The 16,837-nt window shown below is 41.0% G+C and carries 19 protein-coding genes; 15 read left to right on the top strand and 4 right to left on the bottom strand.

Annotation, left to right across the window (positions count from 1 at the left end):
- Window positions 1-2: 2 nt before the first annotated feature.
- The 13 genes from FTV52_RS02725 to FTV52_RS02665 all read left to right on the top strand — a co-directional run bounded on the left by FTV52_RS02725 (window position 3) and on the right by FTV52_RS02665 (window position 12,845).
- Entirely contained in the window at window positions 3-1,076 is a 1,074-nt protein-coding gene (locus FTV52_RS02725; RefSeq protein ID WP_004971486.1) for an NAD(P)H-dependent glycerol-3-phosphate dehydrogenase, read from the top strand.
- Window positions 1,077-1,230: 154 nt separating this feature from the next.
- Window positions 1,231-1,686 carry a histidine phosphatase family protein gene (locus tag FTV52_RS02720; protein ID WP_179989753.1) on the top strand — a complete coding sequence of 152 codons (456 nt, stop codon included), beginning with the start codon at window positions 1,231-1,233 and terminating at the stop codon, window positions 1,684-1,686.
- Between the two features lie 46 nt (window positions 1,687-1,732).
- Window positions 1,733-2,872 carry a type II secretion system protein GspL gene (gene gspL / locus FTV52_RS02715; protein WP_179989334.1) on the top strand — a complete coding sequence of 380 codons (1,140 nt, stop codon included), beginning with the start codon at window positions 1,733-1,735 and terminating at the stop codon, window positions 2,870-2,872.
- A complete protein-coding gene (gene gspM, locus FTV52_RS02710; RefSeq protein ID WP_096902527.1) occupies window positions 2,872-3,351 on the top strand; it encodes a type II secretion system protein GspM in 480 nt (159 codons plus the stop codon). Before gspL ends, gspM begins: the two co-directional genes overlap by 1 nt.
- A 111-nt stretch (window positions 3,352-3,462) precedes the next feature.
- Window positions 3,463-4,464 (top strand): quinone-dependent dihydroorotate dehydrogenase, encoded by a 1,002-nt coding sequence (locus FTV52_RS02705; protein WP_179989335.1) that lies wholly within the window; start codon window positions 3,463-3,465, stop codon window positions 4,462-4,464.
- Window positions 4,465-4,467: 3 nt separating this feature from the next.
- Window positions 4,468-5,049: a CvpA family protein gene (locus FTV52_RS02700; RefSeq protein ID WP_004971476.1), complete on the top strand. Its 582-nt coding sequence runs from the start codon at window positions 4,468-4,470 to the stop codon at window positions 5,047-5,049.
- Between the two features lie 25 nt (window positions 5,050-5,074).
- Window positions 5,075-6,613 (top strand): amidophosphoribosyltransferase, encoded by a 1,539-nt coding sequence (gene purF, locus FTV52_RS02695; RefSeq protein ID WP_096902526.1) that lies wholly within the window; start codon window positions 5,075-5,077, stop codon window positions 6,611-6,613.
- A 95-nt stretch (window positions 6,614-6,708) separates the two neighbouring features.
- Window positions 6,709-8,598 (top strand): M48 family metalloprotease, encoded by a 1,890-nt coding sequence (locus FTV52_RS02690; RefSeq protein ID WP_179989751.1) that lies wholly within the window; start codon window positions 6,709-6,711, stop codon window positions 8,596-8,598.
- A 170-nt stretch (window positions 8,599-8,768) separates the two neighbouring features.
- Window positions 8,769-9,419, top strand: coding sequence for a hypothetical protein (locus FTV52_RS02685; RefSeq protein WP_004971470.1), 651 nt, complete (start codon window positions 8,769-8,771; stop codon window positions 9,417-9,419).
- 63 nt (window positions 9,420-9,482) lie between these two features.
- Window positions 9,483-10,457: a D-glycerate dehydrogenase gene (locus FTV52_RS02680; RefSeq protein WP_179989749.1), complete on the top strand. Its 975-nt coding sequence runs from the start codon at window positions 9,483-9,485 to the stop codon at window positions 10,455-10,457.
- Between the two features lie 105 nt (window positions 10,458-10,562).
- Window positions 10,563-11,999 carry a M48 family metalloprotease gene (locus tag FTV52_RS02675; RefSeq protein WP_179989747.1) on the top strand — a complete coding sequence of 479 codons (1,437 nt, stop codon included), beginning with the start codon at window positions 10,563-10,565 and terminating at the stop codon, window positions 11,997-11,999.
- 48 nt (window positions 12,000-12,047) lie between these two features.
- Entirely contained in the window at window positions 12,048-12,422 is a 375-nt protein-coding gene (locus tag FTV52_RS02670; protein WP_096902524.1) for a GFA family protein, read from the top strand.
- A gap of 60 nt (window positions 12,423-12,482) precedes the next feature.
- Window positions 12,483-12,845: a hypothetical protein gene (locus FTV52_RS02665; RefSeq protein WP_004971462.1), complete on the top strand. Its 363-nt coding sequence runs from the start codon at window positions 12,483-12,485 to the stop codon at window positions 12,843-12,845.
- Between the two features lie 153 nt (window positions 12,846-12,998).
- On the opposite strand, the gene FTV52_RS02660 is transcribed toward FTV52_RS02665, so the two are convergent.
- Together FTV52_RS02660 and rpsU are read right to left on the bottom strand one after the other, a co-directional pair.
- Window positions 12,999-13,445, bottom strand: coding sequence for a GatB/YqeY domain-containing protein (locus tag FTV52_RS02660; RefSeq protein ID WP_096902523.1), 447 nt, complete (start codon window positions 13,443-13,445; stop codon window positions 12,999-13,001).
- 31 nt (window positions 13,446-13,476) lie between these two features.
- Window positions 13,477-13,692, bottom strand: coding sequence for a 30S ribosomal protein S21 (gene rpsU, locus FTV52_RS02655; protein WP_001136722.1), 216 nt, complete (start codon window positions 13,690-13,692; stop codon window positions 13,477-13,479).
- Between the two features lie 146 nt (window positions 13,693-13,838).
- On the opposite strand from rpsU, the gene tsaD reads away from it, so the two are divergent.
- On the top strand, window positions 13,839-14,855 hold the full coding sequence (gene tsaD, locus FTV52_RS02650; protein ID WP_004971458.1) for a tRNA (adenosine(37)-N6)-threonylcarbamoyltransferase complex transferase subunit TsaD: 1,017 nt from the start codon (window positions 13,839-13,841) through the stop codon (window positions 14,853-14,855).
- Window positions 14,856-14,950: 95 nt separating this feature from the next.
- Here the strand turns inward: tsaD and FTV52_RS02645 are convergent, their stop codons facing one another.
- Window positions 14,951-15,208 (bottom strand): EexN family lipoprotein, encoded by a 258-nt coding sequence (locus FTV52_RS02645; RefSeq protein WP_004971457.1) that lies wholly within the window; start codon window positions 15,206-15,208, stop codon window positions 14,951-14,953.
- A 354-nt stretch (window positions 15,209-15,562) separates the two neighbouring features.
- Here FTV52_RS02645 and FTV52_RS02640 point away from each other — a divergent pair, with 354 nt between their 5' ends.
- A complete protein-coding gene (locus FTV52_RS02640; RefSeq protein WP_004971456.1) occupies window positions 15,563-15,874 on the top strand; it encodes a hypothetical protein in 312 nt (103 codons plus the stop codon).
- A 76-nt stretch (window positions 15,875-15,950) separates the two neighbouring features.
- On the opposite strand, the gene FTV52_RS02635 is transcribed toward FTV52_RS02640, so the two are convergent.
- Window positions 15,951-16,823, bottom strand: a complete 873-nt coding sequence (locus FTV52_RS02635; protein WP_096902520.1) for an ATP-binding protein — start codon at window positions 16,821-16,823, stop codon at window positions 15,951-15,953.
- Between the last annotated feature and the right edge of the window lie 14 nt (window positions 16,824-16,837).

The raw sequence follows: 16,837 nt of genomic DNA, 5'->3' as shown, positions 1-16,837 counted from the left end.
TAATGTCAGAGTTAAATTTTGCCGATTTGGTTGAACCTGTTGCAATAGATCGAAAAACTGCGTTACGCATTACAGTGCTAGGTGGTGGCAGTTTTGGTACAGCAATGGCCAATACAGCAGTGCGTAATGGCTGCGACACGATGATTTGGATTCGTGATGAAGCGACTGCCAAAGAAATTAATGAAACGCATATTAATCGACGTTATTTGCCAGATTTTCAGTTGGAGCAGGGTTTAAGAGCCGTTTCAGATTTGGAAACTGCAGTTCGTGACCGTGACATTATTTTAGTGGCTATTCCAAGTCATTCTTTCCGTGATGTGTTGCGCCAAATTAAACCTTTTATTAGCGCACAAGCAGTGGTGTCTTTAACCAAGGGTATTGAAGCCAAAACCTTTAGTTTTATGAGCGATATTATCCGTGAAGAATTGCCAGAAGTGCCGTATGGTGTATTGTCTGGCCCGAACCTTGCCAAAGAAATTGTGGCGGGGCAGCCTGCAGGTACGGTTATTGCCAGTCATTCTGAATTGGTGCGTTATGCGGTGCAGCAAGCTTTACACAGTGCGTTATTCCGTGTTTTTGCCAGCGATGATGTGAATGGTGTGGAATTAGGCGGTGCGCTAAAAAATATTTATGCTGTGGCGATGGGCATGGCAGCCGCTTATAACGTGGGTGAAAATACCAAGAGTATGATTTTAACCCGTGCATTGGCAGAAATGAGTCGTTTTGCGGTTAAGCTTGGTGCAAATCCATTGACCTTCTTAGGGTTGTCTGGTGTCGGTGACTTGTTTGCAACATGTAGCAGTCCATTGAGTCGTAACTATCAAGTGGGTTATGCACTGGGTAAAGGTAAAACTTTGGAACAAGCCACAGAAGAATTGGGGCAAACAGCCGAAGGCATTAATACCATTGTACAAGTGCGGGCGCGCTCGAATGAATTAGATGTGTATATGCCAATCACTTGTGCGCTTTATGAAGTGATTTTTGAAGGTGCGCCGCCTATGAATATTGCACTGTCTTTAATGAAAAATGGACATCGCAGTGATGTGGAATTTGTCTTGCCGCATCATCAAGTTTAGTTTTACATCCATAAAACTGCGCCACAGTAGGTAAAAACTTGCGTGGAATATGACAGTTTGGTGAACTGAATTGTCATATTCTCAGGTTATACTGAGCGCATAATTTGAGTTAAATTGACACAACTTAATGTGTATCATCCTATAAGGAAATTCTATGCAACTGACTCTTGTTCGTCATGGTGAAGCCGCTCCTGCGATTATGGGCAATGATCATCAGCGTCCATTGACTGAGCGTGGTCATATACAAGCACAAGAAACGGCAGATTATGTAAAAAATATCATTCAGCCCGATGTGTTTGTAGTCAGTCCTTTACTGCGTGCACAAGAAACTTTGGCACATTTGCAGCAATATTTTAAAGATGTGCCTGTGGTGGTCTGCAATACCATTAAACCTGAAGATGATGCAAAAGTTGCTGTGGAATGGTTGTCACAATTGCCGTATGAGTCAATTGCAGTGGTGTGTCACATGAATGTAGTGGCGCACATGGCAGAGATTTTGACTTCAGAATCATTCCATCCCTATCATTTGGCAGAAGCACGGATTTATGAGCAGGCAGTAATTGCTGCGGGGCTTTCAACCCAAATCAAAAGTTTTATTCCAAACGCATAAAATAAATGTATAAAGTTAAATATAATTCAACGGTAGAACGATAATAATGCTGTATTTATGGATGCCAGAAGCCAATGGGGTTTGGCAATGGTCAAATGGGGAATACTGGACAGAGGCAGATAGTCTTGATGCCTTGATTCAGGCATTGCAGGCTTTTCAAGGAAAAGATGCTGTGGTGTTTTTCCCAAGCCGTGATGTGCAAATCATGCAACAAACTTTGCCTAAAGCTCAATATAAACAATTGGGTACCGATGGCGTGAAGTATTTATTAGAAGAATATACCGTATTGCCAATTGATGCGATGCAGGTGGTTCATCATTTTCAGCCACCTGAGCAAATAACCGTGCTGGGAGTTGCCAAGCATAGTATTGAAACCTATTTGCATGTATTAAGTTTGTTGCCAGTTAAAATCAGTGCATTGTTACCTGATTTTTTAATTTTGCCGCAACCTGAACCAGGGCAAACGGTGATTGGAAATATTTGCGGACGCTTGTTGGTACGTGAAAGTGAATTTTTAGGTTATTCAGTTGATGATCTGGCACTTTATCTAGATTATCAAACTGCAGAACGAAACTATAAAATCACCAACTTTAGTGCAGAACAAATGCAAAGTATTGAAGCATTTGCAACACAAGAACAATTAGAAAGCTTTCATTATGTAGTACCTGCATTAGTGAAAGCCAAACAGCATCCATTCAATATGCTGCCAAAATCCAAGCAAGACACGGGTGTTTCAGGTTATTGGAAAGCCTGTGCAGCAGTATTTCTTGGGATTTTAATTGTACAGTTTAGCTATGATGCACTGCGTTGGAGCAAACTTAAAAAAGTAGCAGATCAAACAGCGGTTCAAGCCATAGAACAATATCAATATTGGTTTGGTGCAAATAGTCGTATTACCGAACAAAATATTCAAAGCCAGTTTGAAAGTCAGGTACGCATGAGTAAAAATGCAGATACTCAAGCGCTGCAATTGCTCAGTCGTGTTGGCCCTGTGTTGATGCAAAATCAAATTGTGGCCAATCGTGTGAGTTTTGATGCCAATATGTTGAACATGGAATTGAATGCCAACTCGGCAGCGACCTTACAAGCGCTCACTCAGCAATTGAATCAGCAGGGTTTTAAGGTCGAGCTGGGTAATATTCAGCCGAGCGCGTCAGGTGCAGTAGGATTGGTGAAAATACAATAATGAAAGCCATGGAAAAAATGTCAACTTGGTTCGATCAACGTATTGAACTGATACAAGATTATCTAGATCGTTTAAATACACGTGAACGTGTTTTGGTGGTATTTACCACAATCTTTGTGATCGTTGCTGCTGTGGGTTCTGCGTTGTGGTATATGCATGCCGCAGCCGAAAAACAGCAAAAACGGGTGAATGATCTTAAAGATTTGGTGGTGGTGATGCAAAGTCATGCAGTCACCATGAAACCTGCCAATGATGCACAACTCAGTGCAGCCGATAAAATTCAGCGTGTGGCTCAGCAACAGGGTTTATCGGTTGCTTCGCAGCAAAGTGGTGACAAGATGCTACTGGTGGCGAGTCATGCCAATTATGCTGTGTTGGCAAATTTTTTAACCCAATTGGCGCAAATGGGTTTAAGTATCGAAAAAATGGAATTAATTTCTGAAGCAGGGCAGATTAAATTAACAGCGACAGTCCAGTAAAGGTTAAAAATAAAGTCCGAAACTCGGAAAATAAACCCATGTCAAGCATAGCGTTTTGACTGGGCTAAGCCTATAATATGGCGACTTAGAAAGCAGTAGACTTTTGCAGATATGTTGTATTCTCTAGCCCGCCCGTTGTTATTTTCTTTAGCACCAGAGCGTGCACATGAGCTGACACTATCACTATTGAAATCGAGCCATAAAATGGGCTTGATGCGTCAAAAGACTGTAGCGAAACCTGTGACGTGTATGGGAATTGAATTCCCTAATCCAGTAGGTTTGGCAGCAGGTCTAGACAAAAATGGTGCGTATATTGATGCCTTGGCTGGTTTAGGCTTTGGGTTTATTGAAATTGGTACCATTACGCCACGTCCTCAAGTGGGCAATCCGCATCCACGTTTATTCCGCATTCCGCAGGCCAAAGCCATTATTAACCGTATGGGTTTTAATAATGATGGGGTCGATCAGCTGATTGAAAACGTCAAAGCGGCAAAATTTAAAGGCATTTTGGGGATTAATATTGGTAAAAATGCCGATACGCCAGTTGAAAATGCAGTAGATGATTATCTGATTTGTTTAGAAAAAGTCTATAACTATGCCTCTTATATCACCGTAAACATTTCATCACCGAATACCAAAAACTTGCGCAGTTTGCAAAGTGGTGATGCGCTGACTGAGTTATTGCAAACCCTCAAACAGCGTCAGTTGGAGTTAGCCGAAGAACATCAACATTATGTGCCGTTGGTATTAAAAGTTGCTCCAGATCTAGACCCTGAAGATATTCAGTTTATTGCCAAACAATTATTGCAATTCAAAATTGATGGCCTGATTGTGACCAATACCACTTTGTCGCGTGAAGGCGTAGAAAACTTGCCGCATGGCGATGAAGCTGGTGGTTTATCGGGCGCGCCTGTGTTTGAAAAAAGTACTGCATGTTTGGCAGCATTTTCAGCAGCACTGAAAGGTGAAATTCCTTTAATTGGTGTCGGTGGCATTTTGTCGGGCGAACAAGCGGTTGCCAAAAAAAATGCAGGTGCAAGCTTGGTTCAGGTGTATAGTGGTTTAATCTATGCAGGTCCTGAGTTGGTTCAAGATTGTGTGAACGCCTTATAACTTATGAATACCATTGATATCGTTATTCTGATTCTCTTGCTTATTGGAGGGTTGAACGGTTTGCGACAAGGATTTATTAAAGCCTTTGCGAACTTGGTAGGATGGATTTTTGCCCTAATTGTTGCGGCAAAATATGCAGTTGTCCTAGCACCTTCGATGACAGCACTCAGTAGCGATCCTGTGGTACAAAAAATTGCAGCCTTTGCATTTATTGTCTTGGTAATTGTGGTACTGACCTGGATTGTAACCGCTGTTCTAAATGGTGTTTTAAAGAGCTTGAAGCTTGGCCCATTAAATCGTTTGGCAGGCGGTGCATTTGGTACCTTGAAAGGCTTACTCATTGTCCTTATTACCATTCAAGGCATTGGTCCTTGGGTCGAAAGCTCGCCTTATTGGAAACAGTCTAAATTTGTACAAACTTTATTGCCGTATGCACCGTGGGCAACAGAACTGTCCAAAGACGCTGCCAATGAGGCTTTACAGCACATCAAGTCGAAAGATGCCGCGCCATCTTCCGACATCGCATCTGACGCAAAAGAAAATCGCTCTGGCGCAGATGGCTCAACGAATAATCCTTTTTATTAATCCCTAGCTGGTCTGCGAGGTTGCTATGTGTGGAGTTGTTGGTATAGCTGGTAAATCACCTGTTAACCAAATGTTGTTTGATGCATTAACGATGTTACAACATCGTGGACAGGATGCAGCTGGGATCGTAACTTGCCACAATGGGCGTTTGTTCTTGCGTAAAGATAACGGTATGGTGCGTGATGTATTCCATACGCGTCACATGCGTGCGTTGCAAGGTAATTATGGTATTGGGCATGTGCGTTATCCAACTGCAGGTTCATCAAGCAGTGCCGAAGCGCAGCCATTTTATGTGAACTCGCCGTACGGGATTACTTTGGCACACAATGGTAATTTGACCAATGCCGAAGAAATTCACGAAGATCTGTTTAAAACAGATTTACGTCACATGAACACCGATTCTGACTCAGAAGTGTTATTGAACGTATTTGCACATGAATTGCAAAAACGTGGCAAATTAAACCCAACTTCAGAAGATATTTTTCATGTGATCAGCCGTGTGCATGAGCGTTGTAAGGGTGCTTATGGCGTTGTTGCTATGATTACAGGTCAAGGATTGGTTGGCTTCCGTGATCCAAATGGTATCCGTCCATTGATTTACGGTTCACGTGAAACTGAACAGGGCATGGAATATATTATTGCATCAGAATCAGTTGCAATTACCGCACTTGGCTTTAAAGTTGAGCGTGATATTGCGCCAGGCGAAGCGATTTTTATTAATGATGCAGGTGAATTGTTTACCCAGCAATGTGCAGCTAAACCTGAATATCGCCCATGTATTTTTGAATATGTATATTTTGCTCGTCCAGATGCGACCATTGATGGTATTTCAGTGTACAAAGCGCGTTTGAAAATGGGCGAAAAACTGGCGCATAAAATTACCCAAGAGTGGGGCGAGCAGCACGATATTGATGTCGTTATTCCAATTCCAGATACATCGCGTACTTCAGCTTTAGAATTGGCAAATACTTTAGGGGTTAAATTCCGTGAAGGTTTTATGAAAAACCGTTATATCGGACGTACCTTTATTATGCCAGGTCAGCAATTGCGTAAAAAATCAGTACGCCAAAAACTGAACCCTGTAGAGCTTGAGTTTAAAGGCAAAAATGTACTGTTGGTGGATGACTCGATTGTCCGTGGTACGACCTGTAACGAAATTATTCAAATGGCACGTGATGCTGGGGCGAAAAAAGTATTCTTTGCTTCTGCAGCGCCAATGGTGAAATATCCAAACGTGTATGGTATTGATATGCCAGCCAAAGATGAATTAATCGCGTCTAACCGTAATGTCGAAGAAATTCGTGAAATTATTGGTGCAGACCGTTTAATTTTCCAAGATTTAGAAGATTTAAAACAAGCCGTTCGTACCCATAAAGTACCGCATTTAACTGAATTCGATTGTTCAGTATTTGATGGTGTGTATGTGGCTGGCGGAATTGACGAAGCTTATCTGAATGATCTTGAGCAAAAGCGTAACGACTTGGCTAAAAAAGGCAAAGATGGTTATATTGATGTCAATATTGATGCCGCGTCAGTAGACTTAACTGGTGTAAAAGAGAGTTAATTTTTTTCTGATCAGCTCAGTGAGAAAAGCGGGAAATTCCCGCTTTTTTCATTTATGATGGTGGCTCAAATACAATGTAATTCAGGATGTTTACATTGAGGTCTGTGAGTAGTTACTTGATTAAAAACAAAAATATGATTTGGTCTGCAATTTTATGTTTGGTTGCAGTCGCTTTGACCCTGTTTATCTTAAACACAGTTTTGGGTCTGTTGGTCTATTATGTCGATTCAAGCCAATCCATCTATTGGCACAGTCTAAGCCCATACTGGATTACGGTCTTGGTGCTGATTATGACAGTATCCGTCATTTTGGAATTTTACGTTTTTCGCTCAGGTGGTCATTCTTTGGCAAAACAATTGGGTGCGCGTCGTTTAACCCAGTTCGAAAGTACCCCAGAAGAAAGTACCGCACTTAAACTGACCGAACAATTGGCCGATACCTTTCAAATCCCAGCGCCTACTGTATATGTATTGCCCGATGAAATTGGGGTAAATGCCCTCACTGCAGGCTTTAGTCATAAAGATATTGTGATTATTTTGACTTGGGGTGCTTTGCAAAACTTGGATGAGCAAGAGCTTTATGGACTACTCAGCCATGAGTTTAACCATATTTTAAGTGGTGAAACCATTGATAATACCAAGCTTAAAATCCTCTACAGTAGCCTAACCACGTTTAGTAAGTGGGGCAGTAGCATCGCCAAACTTGGCTTTGGACAACATCGTGATGCACCGCCACATAAGTTAGCGACTTTTTTTGTTGCTGTAGGTGGTGGTATCTGGTTGTTTGGTAGCTTGGGCGTGTTGATTACCCGCTTAATTAAATATATTAGTCTAAGCGGACGTACCTTTAAAAATGATTTAAAAACCAAACGTTTGATTCAAAATAATGCCAATATTCAAACTTTGCTGCGAATTTATGTGCATCATGCAGGGTCGCAAATTCATAGTGAATATTCAGAATCTATTTCCCACATGTGCTTTGCTAACTCGCTCAGTCCGCAAAGCTGGATGAATATTCATCCAAGTATTGAAGCCCGTATTTTTGAGCTTGATCCAACCTTGGTGCAAGACTTACAACTCGAAAATTTGAAGCGTTTACGCAATCAGCCTTTGTTTAGCCTATTTCGCTCGTTAGAAGAAATGAATGCTGAATATTATGCGCCGTGGAGCTCGCCGCAACCTTTGCCTTTGCTGCGCTTGTCGCCGATTAGCTTTGCAATTAATGATGCAATTAAGCCACTCAAGCCTGAAATTCGCAATAACATGCCGCGTCCAGAGCTAATTCAGAGTGCCTTACAAACGGCAACGGGTTCGCGTGAGGTGATTGTTGCTATTTTAATGATTCGCCAATATCGTGAATTTATTCCTGCTGAAGCAGAAGTGAGTCGTGCAATTGTAGATGCTTTATTACATTTGGATGGGCGAGTACATATCTCGATTTTCCATGAAGCGTGTAAAAATATTGGTGGTATGCCGCTGAGTATCGCACGGCAGTTTCTAACCAAATTGGCAAAAATCATTCAGGAAGATGGCGAGATTGGTTTGTTGGATGCCTTGCTGCTTGAACGTATTAAGTTTGAATTGAACTTGCTGCCTTTACATACACCTGCAGCGTTACACGAAGTTAAACCGCAAATTGTACGTTTAATCGATGCTTTATTGCATGTGCAGCAAATTAATAGTGTTAATCAGTTAGATGTACGTGAACGTATTTTAGAACGTGTTTTAACTGCAGATGAATTGATTGATTATGAAGAAATTTCAGATGAACCGATTGATTTATCAGAAATTTTAAATGATATGGCAGGTTTGCTGCTGCGTGATCGACTGATGGTGTTAGGCATTGCTGAAATTTGTTTGTGGAATGACCGTATTATCACCCAAGATGAATTGGATGTTTTGGAGTTGCTCTATTGGCGTTTAGGTTTTAAAACCGAAGAAATTGTCGAGCAAATGCAAAAACAAAACAGTTTGATGATTGTGTGACACTGATTGACTAGGTGTGTTTAAAGCAGATTTTGAAAAAATACGAATAGGTCAGATTGGGTGAAAGAAAGCACAGCATTGTGCAGCCTTTCTAGGTAGAATAGGTGCTATCTTGCATGTTGTTCTGTGATAAATACGTGCAGCGAAAAATTAGATGGGTGATGATAAACATGATGGGGCATCAGCGTGACATTTTAGCCAGTTTGGGAATCGATATTTGGGTTTCCAGAATGGCTGTGTCTCAAACTTTGCCACAATCATCGGTTTGGCGCGACCAAGCTGCACCTGAAATACACAGCGAAATTATTGTTCCTGCTGCAGTACCTCAACAATTAAAACAACAACAGCCGATTATTCACGAAAAGCCTAAGCAAGAACCATCTCCGCAACATACGACAGTTGAAGCGGCCGCGCCAGAAGTTGTTCCTGAAGCGCGTGTCATGCTGCAAATTGAAGCATTTAGTATTGAAGCTTTGCAGTTGCCACATTGTGTCATTTTGGTAGAAAGCACTACCTTGAGTCAGGAACAGCAACAATTGTGGCGTAATATTCAACATGCGCTACAGGCCGAATATCACGTATTGCAATGGCCTTTTGCTTTAGAAGTATTACAAGACGGCATCGGGGTAGAAAATTATGTGCAAGGTTTTGTTGATGTCTTGAGCACAGATAAAAACATGCTGATTTTAGGTCAATTACCACATTTTAAATCTGAACAATGTTTGCATTTAGCCAGCTTGCAAGAGATGTTAGATCAACCGCTGTTGAAAAAAAGTCTGTGGGATGCGATACAAATCACATCGTTACAGCCTAAAGCCTAAGTCAATTCAGATATTTAAAACTCTACATATACAAGCAATTGTAGACACGAAACAGGGATAATCATGCGTAAAAAAGTGGTAGTGTTTAGTCAAATTGATGCAGAAATTTTAAGTAAGCTAGAGCAAGATTATCAGGTGGTGCAGGTCAGCCCGAAGTTGGGTGACGTGAATCAACAGTTGCTTGAGCATGTGCAAGATGCGGATGGCATGATTGGTGCAGGGCGCTTGCTTAATCAAAGCAACTTGCATACTGCGACTAAACTCAAAGTGATTTCGAGTGTAAGTGTCGGTTACGACAACTATGATGTAGATTATTTAACTCAACAAAAGATTAGTCTTTGCCATACACCGCATGTCTTGACTGAAACCACAGCAGATTTAGCCTTTACTTTATTGATGAGTGCAGCACGACAAGTGCCATATTTAGATCGGTGGACTAAACAAGGGCAATGGAAACGTACCGTGGGTGCAGCACAGTTTGGACAGGATATTTATGGTAAAACCATTGGTATTGTAGGTTTGGGGCATATTGGTGCGGCTATCGCACGGCGTGCATTTCATGGTTTTAATATGAATGTGGTGTACCACAATCGTCGTGAAAAAATGGAAGTGGCGAAGGCATTTAATGCAGAATATTTAAGTCTGGATGAATTGCTGCAACAGTCTGATTTTGTTGTACTGGCAGTCGATTTAAATGCAGACTCTAAAGCCTTAATTGGTCAGCGTGAACTTGATTTAATGCCGTCTCATGCAATTTTGGTCAATATTTCGCGTGGTTCGGTCATTGATGAGCAGGCACTTATTCAGACCTTACAAGCAGGCAAAATTTTTGCCGCAGCTTTGGATGTCTATGACAAAGAACCACTGCAAGAATCGCCATTATTTGAGTTAGATAATGTCGTGACTTTGCCACATATTGGTTCGGCAACCGCAGCAACTCGAAAAAAAATGGCAAATTTGGCCTATAAAAATTTGGTTGATGCGTTGGAAGGGCGTTGTCCGCAATATGTGGTCAATCCTGCATGCTATACGCTTTAAAGTTAAAGATGATTTGGTAAAAATTGATAACACATCATTGCAAATGCGTTCATTTTTCAATGTTATAGTGAATCATTATGCAAGATATGTATTTGAGATCATCCATTGAAACGTCTATTACTGATTTGCGGTTTGAGTTTTGCCAGTATTGCGACAACCCAAAGTGCCAATTTAACCACCACACCACAATTTAATGTGCCTGAAATAGGTAGTGGTGTGGGATTAATTGATCAGCAAAAAGAACGCAGTATTGGTGAAAAAGTCTATCGGGAAGTGCAGCGTAAAATGCCTGTCACGCAAAACCCGTGGTTGGAAGATCAATTAATCAATACATTTTCGCATCTACTCAGCCAAACTCAGTTGGGGCAACCCATTGGGCTACTCATTATCAATGATCCACAAATTAATGCTTTTGCTGTGCCAGGCGGTTTATTTGCGCTAAACACAGGTCTCATTAATTCTGCCCGCAATATGGATGAAGTTGCGGGTGTGATGGCGCATGAAATTGCCCATGTGTCGCAACGTCATTACAGCCGATCCCAAGAGGCATTTAAAGGACAGGGTTTGTTGGCACTGGCTGGGGTTGTGGTTGGTGCATTGGTTGCCTCACAAGCCGATGGTGATGCAGGCGCAGCGGTGATGATGGGTTCTCAAGCCGCTTTAATGGATCAGCAATTGACTTATAGCCGTAATCAGGAACGTGAAGCAGACCGTATTGGCATGCAATATATGTATAGCGCAGGCTATAACCCACAAAGCATGGCAGACTTTTTTGAGGTGATGCACCGTACTACGAGTCGAGTGAGCTTCTTACCTGACTTTTGGTTTACCCATCCCTTAACCACAGAGCGGATGAGTGAGGCGCGTTTACGTGCCAATCAATTGCCACCAGTGCCAACCTCGCTGCGTGATGAAGACTTTGAGATTTTAAAGTTATATAGTTTGGTGGTTTCGCAGCAGGCGACAGAACAGCAGCTTAAAGCATTTGCAACCCGTAACCATTTTGCGGCGAATTTGGCTTTGGCTTATTTTTATAGCCAGCAAGGCGATTTTGTTTTGGCGCAACAAAGTATAGATCAGGCCAAAAGTCACAATCGTTTACATAATTTATTGACACTTATTCAAACTGACATTTATTTAGGGCAAAATAAAATTGATTTAGCGCTCAAAACAATTGGTTCACCTGCGCGAATTATGCCTGAAAATCGTGCGCTGAATTATAAATGGGCCGAGGTTTTGATTCGTCAAAATCAAACTACGCAAGCAGAAAGTATTTTGAAGGATTTCTTGCAAAAAAATCCACGTGATTTATCGGCATGGAATTTAATGCAGCAAGCGGCAAATGTAGACCGAAGCTCTGCATTACGCACGGTAAATGTGTTACGGTATCGTGCAGAAGTACAGTATTGGTCAGGTTGGGAAGAAGAGGCAATTAAATCATTACTGCACGCGCAGCGTTTAGCCAAAGACAATCAGGCGATGTCGGCAAATATAAAAAACCGTGTGACTGAAATGCAAAGAGAACGACAGTTAAAAATATAAGTCGGGCGTACATGCGGTGGCATAACAATAAAGAAAGGGAGTTTAAGAATGATTGAGGGACAATGTTTATGTGGTGCGGTGTATTACCGTTACCATGCCGAAATTGAAAAAACAATATTATGTTTTTGCCAGCATTGCCGTCGTGCGCAAGGCGGTATTATGGGATGGAATAGTCCAGTGGCACGCGAACATTTTGAAGTGGTGCGTGGCTTAAAATATCTAAAAGAATATTTTCATAGTCCCAATAAAGCACGGGTATTTTGTCAGGAGTGTGGCAGCCCGATTTATTCTTATCGGCTAGATTTACCCGATATTATTCGCTTACGTTTAGGGACAGTGACTCAAGGCAAAGTTCCCGAACCATGTGAGCAAGCATTTGCGCAATACAAACCCAACTTTTTGGCAATTGAGTCGTGTGAATAGTTATTCACCGAATATACAATGCTAAAATAGAACTTGAGTTGAAACGACCCTGACTTGAAAATGAAAAAATATATTTATTTATGCCTTACTTTGGGGATGACCTTGCAAAATGTCTATGCTGCGAGTGCAGAGCAGTATGTGTTGGCTGTTGAAGAAATTAATGCGCAATATAAACAAGATACCCGACAGTTTTTACGAGGCTTAAACCCACAACAGCAGGGTTTTAATCCGCAGCAACAGCAGCAGTTTTGCGGCATTGTTAGTCGTTATGTTGATCGTTTATATCAGGCAGCAGATGAAAACCGTGCCTATTTGGATCGTCGTTATCAGAATATTAATAAACAGGACGTGATTCAGCAGGTCAGCACATCTAAAGAAATGCAATTACTGAAAAAATATCAAGTGAACTGCGATTTAAAGTAAAAAGTTAAAGCAGAAGTGTCTAAGGGTGAATAGATAATCTATCTCATCCTAGGTTTAGCATTTTACTTAATAGCATTAGATAGAAAGATTAAAGCGGGCTTAATCTGACATTTAAATCAGTGTTCGGAGAAGCACAAATTTGGGGTGAGCTAATTAGCTTAATTTGGCTTTAATTTTGGCAGATACTTGAGCAGGATCGGCGCGCCCGGCTATGAGCGGACGCAGAGAGTTCATCACCTTACCCATATCTTTCATGCTAGTAGCTTGTTGCGCTTCAATGGTTTGCGCAATCATGGAATCAAGTTCTTCCTCAGTCATAGCTTCTGGTAGAAACTGAGATAACACCTCAATTTCGGCTTGTTCCTTACTAGCTAAATCTTCTCGGCCAGCGCCTTCAAAGGCTTTAACCGATTCTTTACGTTGTTTAATTTGCTTTTCAATGACCGCAAGAACCTGAGCATCGTCAAGCTCTTTGCGCTCATCGACTTCGATTTGCTTAATTGCCGCCTGTAGACTACGAATTACCGTTAACTTATCCATTTCTTTGGCGCGCATTGTCGCTTTCAAAACGTCAGTAATTTGGTTTTTTAAAGTCGTCATCATTTAATCCAGACAGGCAATCACAAATTAATTAGTAAAGGCGAGTAGTACGTACTGATTCACGCGCCAATTTCTTTTGGTAGCGTTTAACAGCAGCAGCTTTTTTGCGCTTACGTTCTTGAGTTGGTTTTTCGTAGAATTCACGCTTACGTACGTCAGCTAAAACACCTGCTTTTTCGCAAGAACGTTTGAAACGACGGATAGCTACGTCTACTGGTTCGCCTTCTTTCAATTTAACTTGTGGCATGAAGAATCCTCATTAAGTTATGGATAAGATCTGGGCGAAATTGCCCACGATCACAAGTGAAGGTCAGTATTTTACTCATTTACATCTCATATCACAAGTCTATAATAGGTTTCGCAATAGAATTGATACAGGTTATAGGCAATTTAATGATCGTTTTAGGCTTAGAAACATCTTGTGATGAAACAGGACTTGCACTGTATGACAGCGAGTTAGGTTTGCGCGGGCAAGTACTGTATAGCCAAATTAAATTGCATGCAGAGTATGGTGGTGTGGTACCCGAACTGGCTTCACGTGACCATGTGCGCAAACTTATTCCTTTAATCAATCAATTGCTTGAGCAGAGCCAAGTCAAAAAATCTGAAATTGATGCAGTGGCTTATACCCGTGGGCCGGGGCTAATGGGCGCACTCATGACAGGCGCATTATTTGGACGAACTTTAGCTTTTGCCTTAAATAAACCTGCAATTGGGGTGCATCACATGGAAGGGCACATGCTTGCACCATTATTGTCTGCGACACCGCCAGAATTTCCGTTTGTCGCTTTATTGGTTTCGGGTGGACATACACAGCTCATGGCAGCTTATGGCATTGGCCAATATGAATTGTTAGGCGAGTCGATTGATGATGCTGCAGGCGAGGCTTTTGACAAAGTTGCCAAAATGATGGGTTTACCGTATCCGGGTGGGCCAAATATCGCCAAACTAGCTGAACAAGGCGATGCCAAAGCTTTTGAATTTCCACGTCCAATGTTGCACCAAGGCTTAGAATTTTCATTTAGCGGTTTAAAAACTGCGGTTTCAGTACAAATGAAAAAGTTAGGTGATGAAAACCGTGATGCCGATATTGCGGCAAGTTTCCAAGAAGCGATTGTTGATACTTTGGTGAAAAAATCGGTAAAAGCTTTAAAACAAACAGGTTTAAAACGCTTGGTGATCGCGGGTGGGGTGAGTGCAAATACTCGGTTACGTGAGCGTTTAGAAGCAGATTTAGCTAAAATTCGTGCAACGGTTTATTATGCAGAACCTGCATTGTGCACCGACAATGGTGCAATGATTGCTTTTGCGGGCTATCAGCGTTTAAAAGCAGGGCAGCAAGATGGTTTATCGGTTACGACTACACCACGTTGGCCGATGACGGAGCTTACCAATCCAACTGCGGGTTAAGTTGTTCGTAGCATAAAATCAATCAGAGGCAATAATCTGCCTCTGACTTTATATGCTAAATTTTTACATTAATATTAGAAACGAATACTTAAGACTTAGCGAACTGCGTCCATTAAACCTTTGGTAAGATCTTTCATCATGCCTTGCATCACAGCATTCCCTGCATTTGTACAGTTTTCTAATTTTTTACCTTCTAGTGATTTACCTTGATTGGCCATTTCTTCGCACTTCTGCAAAACTTTTTTAGCTTCATCTAAGTTCTCGGCATAATACTCTTGCGTTTTCACTTGTGTACATGCTGTAAGCGTTGTAATTAAACTTACTGTAATTAACAAATTTTTAAATTTAAACATTATTTTTTAACCGTTGTTTGTTTTAAAGAGATTGCATCTTAAGCGAATAATGGGTTCATAAAATAATACAATGGACTAAAGTTGATCTTATTAAGTAAAATTAAATAATTGCAATATAAATATTTTTAATTTTTTTGAAGTTTTATAGTCATATTCTATCCCAAACTTTATTTCACGTATTGGTTTCAAATAGAACTGCTTTATTTTTTTTGTGCACTCATCCTACAATTTATAGAAATCTATAAAGTAGCTGACAGCAGTATTTAAATCTGTGAATCCTGTCCAATTGTTGTGTTTGCAACTTTAAACTATGATTTTTGGTAGATATTTAATATAAAACTAATTGAGATAAACATGCGATTTAAAAATACATTTTGCATTATTTGTGTGATGGGGATGATGGTATTGACCGCTTGCGAGGGCGCTGAGTCAATACAGCAAAATATAAATAGTACAGAAAATCAGCCGAGTTCAGTGACAGCCCAACAGGTCGAAGTACCGACTCGTTTGACTACTGCAGCAACTCATCCTTCGGCTATCACACCTGAAGCGACAGCACCGCAAGAAGTATATGTAGGAGAGCCGACTGTGGCAGAAATGCAGGCGCATGGCGAAGAATTTTATAAAGACACATTGGCACGGATTGCTGCAGAACAAGGTCAGTAGTCGCTCAGTCATTTAGCGCGTTTAAATAGAGTGGGTTGCTGACTATCTTCTATATGCAAACAACCCATTAAAATATTTAAAGTGCTTTAAGTTGCTGCGAGCCAATCCAGTGTTTAGAAAATTGATAGGCAGCACGCCCTGAACGCTGTCCACGTGCCTGACACCATCTTAATGCTTCTGCACGTACTTCGGCAGTCATTGGCATTTCGGCTTTGTGTAAATAATGCTCCACAATTTCTAAATATAGATTTTGATCCATTGGATAAAACGACAGCCATAGACCAAAGCGATCAGACAGTGAAATTTTCTCTTCAATTGCTTCTTGAGGATGCAACTCAGTATATTGCGGCACATCTACACGAGTGACAGGTGTATTTTCATGCATAAATTCAGGTAATAGATGACGTCTGTTACTGGTTGCATAAATAATAAAATTACTGGAACCTGATTGTAATGAACCATCTAAAACACTTTTTAAACTACGATAATTTTCATCTTCTGCGTTAAAAGCTAAATCATCACAGTAGACAATAAATTTTTCAGGACGATGCTGAATGATTTTTTGAATTTCTGGCAATTCAGACAAATCATCGCGTTCAATTTCAATTAAACGTAATCCTTGATTGGCATACTCGGTCAATAGGGCACGTACAATAGATGATTTTCCCGTACCGCGTGAGCCTGTAAGTAACACATCATTGGCAGGTAAGCCATTTAAAAACTGCAAGGTGTTTTGAATGACTTTTTCTTTTTGCTTTTCGATGCCTTTTAAATCATCTAAATCAATTTTTCTTGGTTGTTGAATCGCTATCAATTGTCGATCTTGCCATTTGAATGCGATGGCGGAAAAGTCGGTTTCTTGTTTTAAAGCAGGTAAACTTTGCTGTAGTTGTTGGAGTACATGAGAAAGTGATAATAAGATGTTGTCGGGTAAATCTAGGTTTGCCATGATAATTCAGCTTA

Origin of the sequence: Acinetobacter sp. YH1901141 (genome assembly GCF_013416935.1) — a bacterium.
GTDB classification, from domain to species: Bacteria; Pseudomonadota; Gammaproteobacteria; order Pseudomonadales; family Moraxellaceae; genus Acinetobacter; species Acinetobacter towneri.
The sequence above is the reverse complement of the archived record's forward strand: the minus strand, read 5'-3'. Positions and strand labels throughout refer to the sequence as shown.